Source organism: Stenotrophomonas sp. P5_B8 (assembly GCF_054049855.1).
In genome coordinates, this window is record NZ_JBFULO010000174.1 from 1 (window position 1) to 7,723 (window position 7,723).

9 protein-coding genes are annotated in these 7,723 nt (G+C 68.2%); 3 read left to right on the forward strand and 6 right to left on the reverse strand.

All coding sequences use genetic code 11. From position 1 onward, the window contains the following. Positions 1–116: 116 nt before the first annotated feature. The 6 genes from ACXJKH_RS11120 to purM all read right to left on the reverse strand — a co-directional run bounded on the left by ACXJKH_RS11120 (position 117) and on the right by purM (position 4,504). Positions 117–800, reverse strand: a complete 684-nt coding sequence (locus ACXJKH_RS11120) for a DUF3108 domain-containing protein (protein WP_256775726.1) — start codon at positions 798–800, stop codon at positions 117–119. Positions 801–802: 2 nt separating this feature from the next. Continuing rightward, positions 803–1,582, reverse strand: coding sequence for a DUF3108 domain-containing protein (locus tag ACXJKH_RS11125; RefSeq protein ID WP_256775727.1), 780 nt, complete (start codon positions 1,580–1,582; stop codon positions 803–805). Positions 1,583–1,649: 67 nt separating this feature from the next. Next, the gene (gene purN, locus ACXJKH_RS11130) at positions 1,650–2,309 is read right to left on the reverse strand and encodes a phosphoribosylglycinamide formyltransferase (RefSeq protein ID WP_457319473.1); all 660 of its coding nucleotides are present in this window, start codon (positions 2,307–2,309) and stop codon (positions 1,650–1,652) included. After that, positions 2,309–2,917, reverse strand: coding sequence for a DUF2238 domain-containing protein (locus ACXJKH_RS11135; protein WP_457319474.1), 609 nt, complete (start codon positions 2,915–2,917; stop codon positions 2,309–2,311). Before ACXJKH_RS11135 ends, purN begins: the two co-directional genes overlap by 1 nt. A 49-nt stretch (positions 2,918–2,966) precedes the next feature. Continuing rightward, a complete protein-coding gene (locus tag ACXJKH_RS11140; RefSeq protein ID WP_457319477.1) occupies positions 2,967–3,434 on the reverse strand; it encodes a hypothetical protein in 468 nt (155 codons plus the stop codon). 44 nt (positions 3,435–3,478) lie between these two features. After that, positions 3,479–4,504 carry a phosphoribosylformylglycinamidine cyclo-ligase gene (gene purM / locus ACXJKH_RS11145; protein WP_256775758.1) on the reverse strand — a complete coding sequence of 342 codons (1,026 nt, stop codon included), beginning with the start codon at positions 4,502–4,504 and terminating at the stop codon, positions 3,479–3,481. A 138-nt stretch (positions 4,505–4,642) separates the two neighbouring features. On the opposite strand from purM, the gene ACXJKH_RS11150 reads away from it, so the two are divergent. From ACXJKH_RS11150 to hda, 3 genes are read left to right on the forward strand one after another with little or no spacing between them, the layout of a single operon-like run. Beyond that, positions 4,643–5,764 carry a DUF2066 domain-containing protein gene (locus ACXJKH_RS11150; RefSeq protein WP_457319475.1) on the forward strand — a complete coding sequence of 374 codons (1,122 nt, stop codon included), beginning with the start codon at positions 4,643–4,645 and terminating at the stop codon, positions 5,762–5,764. Continuing rightward, positions 5,761–6,933, forward strand: a complete 1,173-nt coding sequence (locus tag ACXJKH_RS11155) for an AI-2E family transporter (RefSeq protein WP_256775731.1) — start codon at positions 5,761–5,763, stop codon at positions 6,931–6,933. The genes ACXJKH_RS11150 and ACXJKH_RS11155 overlap by 4 nt, the downstream gene beginning before the upstream one ends. Then, positions 6,930–7,640, forward strand: coding sequence for a DnaA regulatory inactivator Hda (gene hda / locus ACXJKH_RS11160; protein ID WP_457319476.1), 711 nt, complete (start codon positions 6,930–6,932; stop codon positions 7,638–7,640). Before ACXJKH_RS11155 ends, hda begins: the two co-directional genes overlap by 4 nt. The last annotated feature ends 83 nt before the right edge of the window (positions 7,641–7,723 follow it).

Genomic DNA, 7,723 nt, shown 5'->3' on the forward strand with positions numbered 1-7,723 from the left:
GCCTGCAGCCGACCAACGGTCGGCTCTACCTTTGCCGGTGATTGGCCTGCAGCCGACCAACGGTCGGCTCTACCTTTGCCGGTGATTGGCCTGCAGCCGAGCAACGGTCGGCTCTACTAGTTCATGCCCTTGATCGTCAGGTCCAGCGCATCCTTGCCGCTTTCCCGCTGCAGCAGGCGGGCCGGCACCGGGAACTCCGGCACGATCCAGGCGATCAGTTCCTTGTTGCCATCGGTACGCGAGACCTTGGTGGCATCGTAGGACTTRCCCGCGACGGTGATCTTCTCCTTGCCGACCACCTTGTAGCTCATCGGCTTGATCCGGCCTTCGTCGACCATGCGGTAGTTCAACGGCTTGCCGGCGGCCAGGTCGCGCGCGATCGCCAGATTGATCAGCAATGCGTCCATGTCACCGGCCTTCAGCGCCACCGGGCCACGGCGGTCCGGCTTGACGTCGCCGGTCCAGGTGGCCTGGTTGCTGGACCAGTTGTAGGTGGCATCCACATTGCGCTTCTTGACCAGCAGCACCGAGCGGTCRTTGCTGCTCAGCGGGCGCAGGCGACCGTTGGCTTCCTCGAACACCGTGCTCTGGCTGAGATCGGCCAGCTGGTTCTTGACGTTGAGGCTGTAGCGCCACTTGTTGGCGCCTTCGCTGGCCAGGGTCATGGTGCCATTGGCCTGCATGCCCATGTAGCTGGCCTGGTAGTCGGCCTTGAAGGGTTGCAGGGCCATGGCCGGCAGGCTGACTACGGCCAGGGCGCCAGCGGCGATCCAGGTCAGCGGACGGTTCATCAGGTTCATGCTCAGACTCCTTGGTATTCGATCAGGCGCAGATCAATCCGATCTTCGCCATCTTCGCGTTGCAGGATGCGCACCGGCGTGGGAACACCGTTGGCGATCCAGAGGATGGTTTCGTCATTGCCGCCGTTGGTCCGATGGACCCGCAGCGCGTTGTAGGAGAGCTCGCCGACCTGCACGTTCTCGGTGTCGGGGGCGGCCTGGTAGTCGTGCTGGCGCACGCGGCCGACATCAACGTAGCGGTAGTGCATCTGCCCGCCCGGACGGGCGTCGCGCATGATCGCCAGGTTGATCAGCAGCGCGCTTTGATCGCCGGGTTGCAGCGGGATCGGCTGGGTGCGTTCCTTCTTCAGGTCGCCCAGCCACTGCGCGGTGCCGGCCTGCCAGTTGTAGGTGCCGCTGACCTTCTTGCCCAGAAACAGGCCTTTGCGCACGGTGGCCTGGCTGATGGGCACGTAGGTGTCGCCCTGTTTTTCGAAGACCGTGCTCTGTTCCAGGTTCAAACCGAGCACGCTGGCAAAGCCGCGCCGGCCGACCACCTGCATGTCCACCCGCCACTGCGCGCCGCCGGTGTGGGTGACGCGCATGGTGGCGTCACCGGCTTCCTTGCCCTTGTACAGGGCCTGGTAGGTGGCGGTGAACGGTTCCAGCGCGGGCGCCTCCCAGCTGATCGCAGGCATTGCCGGGGGCGCGGCCGGGGCCGGCGGCTCCTGCGCCTGTGCGATGGCCACGGTGCACAGCAGGGATGCAAGCAGCAGCACGGGCTTGGACGGGGAGGTCTTCATGCGGGCAGGGAAAGAAGGGAGGGAAGAGGATGCCAGCGAACGGATCAGCAGCGCGTGTGCGTGCCGGTCACGCGTTCAGCTTGCCGGCGCAATCTAGGCGCAGCGGCCTAAACAGGGGGTGACCGTCGACCTGCAGTTGCCCCTCACGTTCAGCCACGCGGCCGGCCACCAGCCACTGCAGGCTGGCGATCAGCAGCGGATGTTCCACCGCCAGCACGCGCTGGGCCAGGGTTTCGGCGGTGTCGCCGGGCGCTACCGGCACCCGCGCCTGGGCCAGTACGGTGCCGGCATCCAGCTCGGGCACCACGAAGTGCACGCTGGCGCCGTGCTCGGCATCGCCGGCCTCCAGCGCGCGCGCATGCGTATGCAGGCCCTTGTAGAGCGGCAGCAGGGAGGGATGGATGTTGACCAGCCGACCGTCGAAGCGTTCAACGAAATGCCGGCCGAGGATGCGCATGTAACCGGCGCAGACCACCCAATCCGGCGCGAAGCCGGCCAGCGCATCGCCGAGCGCGGCATCGAACGCGTCGCGGTCGGCGAAGTCCCGGGGCGAGCGTGCCCAGCGCTGTTCGGCCGCCACGTGCTGCAACGCAGGCGCCTCGGGCTTGTCCGACAGCACCGCGACCACCTCGGCATCGAGCTGGCCGGCGCCGATCGCGGCGAGGATCGCCTGCAGGTTGCTGCCACGGCCAGAGGCCAGCACCGCGATGCGGCTGCGCGTACGCATCACCGCGCCTCCCGGCGTGCCAACGGCCACACCAGCAGGCTGCCCAGCGTGGCCAGCAGCATGTCCGCGTGCGCATCCCACATGTCACCCTGCTGGCCGTTGTAGGCCTCGGCTGCTTCGGGCGACAACAGCAGCGCGATGCCCCATTCCAGCCATTCGTAGGCCAGGCTGGAACACATGATCGCCATCACCGACAGGGTGAAGGCCTGGCCGATGCGCAGGGCCGGCCAGCCATGCCGGACCAGCTGTACCAGCGCCGGGGTGAAGCACAGGCCGTAGAGCAGGTGGATCAGCCGGTCGAAGTGGTTGCGCTGCCAGCCGAACGCCACGTTCGGCGACCAGCCGGTCGCGGCCTGCAGCCAGGCGTCGTAGGGCACATTGGAATAGAGCCAGCGCGCGGCCACGCAGTGGATGGCGATGAAGGCGCAGATCGCGATAAAGGCGCCATTGCCCAGCCGCCAGCGGCGATCCACCCACCACAGCGCGGCCAGCCCGATCACCGCGAGCGAGCCGTGCAATGCCTGTTCGGCCGGCCACAGTGGATGCACCCAGGTGGCGGCGAACACGGCCAGCACCCCGGCGAACGCGGTCTTCTTGGCAATGGACATGGGCGCGACGATTCGGCGGGGGAGGGTCATGGCGGGCGGTGGCGGCGGATCAGGGCGTCGGTGCGAGCGGGGTCGCAGTGCCCAGGAAGCTTTCGCGTACCGGGGCGCGTGACAGCACCATCAGGGTGAACACCCCCAGCACCGTGCCCAGCGGCATGCACAGACAGCTCAGGCCGGCCACCACCATGCACAGCGTGTGGCGGCGACGCTGCATCAGGCAACGCCCGGCGAACACCATGAGGCCGGCCAGCGTCATGCCGGCGAGGATGAAGAACAGCGACATCACCACGAACATCACCCCGACCGCTTCGGCACCCAGCGCGCCCGACGCACCACCATCGAGCGGCATCGAGCCGCTCAGCAGCGCGATGCCGAGGAACAGGTAGATCAGCGGAAACAGCGAGAAAAAGGCCACGAAGCCGGCCAGCACGTAATGCAGGATCGACAGCGTGCGCAGCTGCGACACGTCGTTGTGCGACAGTCGCGCAGCCGGCACGGCCGGCGGCGAGGCCGGCAGCGTCGGTGGCGTGTCGGCCTCCAGGCGGGGCGCCACGACGTGGATCAGCCGATCCGCACGCGTTCGGCACCGCTGGCGGTGGTGACTTCACCGATCGTCCAGTGATCCAGGCCCTGCGCGGAGACGGCGGCGGAGACGGCCTGGACCTGGTCGGCGGCCACGATCAGCACGAAGCCGATGCCGCAGTTGAAGGTGCGCCACATCTCGGCGTCCGCCACGGCGCCTTCCTTCTGCAGCCACTGGAACACCGGCGGCAGGGTCCAGGCATCGGCCTGGATGTTCAGGCCAAGGCCTTCAGGCACCACACGGATGATGTTCTCGGTCAGGCCGCCGCCGGTGATGTGGGCCATGCCGTGAATGGCCGCGCCGTGGCTCTTCAGCAGCGCCAGGATCGGCTTGACGTACAGGCGGGTCGGGGCCATCAGTGCATCGACCAGCTTGACCCCGCCCTCCAGCTCAAGGTCGGCCGGCTGGCCGGCGCGGTCGTAGATGCGGCGCACCAGCGAATAACCGTTGGAGTGCGGGCCGGAGGAGGCGATGCCGATCAGCACATCGCCGGCGGCCACGCTGGCGCCGTCTTTCAGCTCGCTCTTTTCGACACCGGCGACGGTGAAGCCGGCCAGGTCATACTCGCCGGGGGCGTACATGTCCGGCATTTCAGCGGTTTCGCCGCCGATCAGCGCGCAGCCGGCCTCGGTGCAGCCGTTGGCGATGCCGCCCACGACCGCTGCGGCGGTGTCGATGTCCAGCTTGCCGGTCGCGAAGTAATCCAGGAAGAACAGCGGTTCGGCGCCCTGCACCAGCACGTCGTTCACGCACATGGCGACCAGATCGATGCCGATCGTGTCGTGGCGGCCCAGCTGTTGTGCCAGCTTCAGCTTCGTGCCAACGCCGTCCGTGCCCGACACCAGCACCGGCTCGCGGTACTTGTTGGACAGGTCGAACAGGGCCCCGAAGCCACCCAGCCCGCCCATCACTTCAGGGCGGAAGCTGCGCTTGACCAGCGGCTTGATGCGCTCGACCAGTTCGTTGCCCGCGTCGATGTCGACGCCGGCGTCGCGGTAGGTCAGGGGAGAGGGATTGGACGGGGAATTGGTCACGGGCGTCGGCGCTGCGCTGGGGTGAAAGCGCGATTTTAACAGGCCACGTTGGCGCGCAGGCCCTATTCGGGCAACAATTCCCCCCGGATACGCTCAATGGAAGTCCTGATGCGCCGCAGCCTCTTTTTGATGATGCTCCTCACGCTATGCCTGCCGGTGGCCACGATGGCCCAGAGCGGGCTGCGTACCGAAGGCGACGTGGCCACTGCCAGCGGTGCTTACGAGGCCGAAGTACCGGTCAACAGCCAGGCCGATGCCGACCGCAACGGCGCCCTGTCGCGCGCGCTGGGCGTGGTGCTGGGCAAGTTGTCCGGCGACCGCAGCGTCATGGCGCGCCCGGGTGTGGCCCAGGCCCTGCGCGGGGCCAAGGACTACGTGGCCAGTTATGACTACCGCCAGGACCAGAGCACCTCGGCCAGCGGTGCCCCCAGTTTCCGCACCATGCTGGTGGCCCGGTTCCGCGAGGATGAGGTGGACGGCCTGATCTCCGCGCTGGGCCTGCCGTTGTGGCCGCAGCCGCGGCCCAAGCCGGTGGTCTGGCTGGCCATCGACGACGGCTCCGGCCCGCGTCTGGTCAGCGTGCAGCAGGCCAATGCGGCACGCCCGCTGCTGGCCCGTGCGGTCGAGCGTGGCTACAAGCTGGGCCTGCCCGGCGGCAGCGCGGCCGAACAGGCACTGGTCGGCGCGATCTGGCGTCAGGACACCGCTGCGGTGGCGCGCGCGTCCTCGCGCTACGCCCCGCCGATGCAGCTGGTGGGCAAGCTGTACCGCGCCAACGGCGGCTGGGTGGCCGACTGGGTGTTCGTGGACGGTGGCAAGGAACTGAACAAGTGGACCACCAAGGACAGCGATGCCCGCCGGGCCATGGCCGGCGGTGCTGACGGCACTGCCGATGCGCTGGTGCGCCGGTATGCCAAGGCCGGTGTCGCCACGGGTGCGGCTGGCAGCTACACCATCGCGGTGACCGGGCTGGACAGCGCCGAGGATTACCTGCGCCTGGCTGCGGGCCTGCGCGAGAACCCGGTGGTGCGCAACATCACCCCGCTGCGTGCCTCGGGCAACCGCCTGGAGCTGTCGCTGGACATGACCACCGGCCTGGCCGGCCTGAACCGCATGCTGGGCGACAACGGCGTGATCGTGCCGCTGGCCCCGCTGCCGGTGCCGATCGATCCCAATGAAGCGCCCGGCACCCCGCCGCCCCCGGCCAGCAACGAGTACCGCCTGCGATGATCCTGACCCCCGAAGCGGAGATCGCGCAGTTCCTGCGCCGCCTCAAGTACGTCCTGGTGGCGCTGGCGGCCGGTTGGGTGATCTGGTTGTTGGGCCCGATCCTGACCCCGTTCGTGCTCGCCCTGGCGCTGGCCTGGCTGGGCGACCCGCTGGTCGACCGGATCGAGGCGACCGGTCGTTCGCGCAATACCGGCGTGGTGCTGGTGTTCGTGGCGATGATCCTGATGATCACCGCCGCGCTGCTGATCCTGGTGCCGATGATCGAACGCCAGATCGCCACGCTGGTGGCGGCCATTCCGCAGGCGCAGCAGTGGCTGATGCAGACCGGCATTCCCTGGTTCGAGCAGAAGACCGGCCTGGAGATCATGCAGTGGATGGATCCGGACCGCCTGATCGAGTGGGTGCGCAGCCATTGGCAGCAGGCGGGCGGCTTCGCCAAGACGTTCTTCGGCTACGTCTCGCGTTCGGGCTTCACGATGGTGACCTGGGTGGTCAACATCCTGCTGCTGCCGATCCTGGCGTTCTACTTCCTGCGTGACTGGGACAAGCTGGTCGAACGGGTGGCCTCGATGATCCCGCGCAATCACATCGGCACCATCACCAAGCTGGCCCGCGAATCGGACGAAGTGCTGGGTGCGTTCATCCGTGGCCAGTTCCTGGTGATGATCGCGCTGGGCGTGGTGTACGCCGCCGGCCTGTCGTTGGTGGGCCTGAAGCTGGGCCTGTTGATCGGCCTGGTGGCCGGCCTGATCAGCTTCATCCCGTACCTGGGCGCGACCACCGGCATCGTGATGGCCATTGCCGCCGCGCTGGTGCAGGCGCAGGGCTTCGACCTCAAGCTGCTGATCCTGGTCGGTGTCGTGTTCACCGTGGGCCAGCTGCTGGAAAGCTACGTGCTGACCCCGCGCATCGTCGGCGACAAGATCGGCCTGCATCCGGTGGCGGTGATCTTCGCGGTGATGGCCGGCGGCCAGCTGTTCGGTTTCCTCGGCATGCTGCTGGCACTGCCGGTGGCGGCGGTCAGCAACGTGCTGCTGCGCTACGCGCACCAGCGTTACCGGCAGAGTGACCTGTACGCCGGCGAGCGCTCGGCGATCGTGCTGGATTCCTACATCGACAAGCCGACGATCATTGTCGAGACCTCACCGAAGGCGCCTGACCCGCAGTGAGTGTCGTCCCGCAGCTGCCGCTCGCCCTGCGCTATCCGCAGGACGAGCGCCTGGAAACCTTCATCGGCGCACCCGACGGTGCGCTGGCGCAGCTGCGTGCCATCGCGGTGGGCGCCGCGCACGACTGGGTGTACCTGGAAGGCGCGGCCGGCACCGGCAAGACCCACCAGGCGCTGGCGATGTGTTCGCTCGCCGAACAGGCTGGCCGGCAGCCGACCTACCTGCCGCTGAAGGCGGTGGTGGGGCGTACCCGCGCCGCGCTGGAGTCGCTGGAAGGCCGCGACCTGGTCGCGCTGGATGGGCTGGATGCAGTGGCCGGCCAGCGCGAGGACGAGGTGGCGCTGTTCGATTTCCACAACCGTGCGCGCAGCGCCGGCATTACCCTGCTGTATACCGCCCAGCACGGCCCGGACCAGCTGGGCCTGGTGCTGCCCGACCTGCGTTCGCGCCTGCAGCAGTGCGTGCGCCTGCAGCTGCAGCCGCTGGATGACGAAGGCCGCGCGGCGGTGTTGCGCGAGCGCGCGCTGCGGCGTGGACTGGCGATCGACGAAGCGGCGATCGAATGGCTGTTGACCCACACCGGCCGCGAGCTGGGCAGCCTGGTAAGCCTGCTGGACTGGCTGGACCGTGAATCCATGGCCGCGCAGCGGCGCATCACCGTGCCGTTCCTGCGGCAGGTGCTGGAAGATGGCCCGCCCCGGTTGTAGAGCCGACCGTTGGTCGGCTGCTCAGGACACGGCCCCCACCGTGTAGAGCCGACCGTTGGTCGGCTGCTCAGGACACGGCCCCC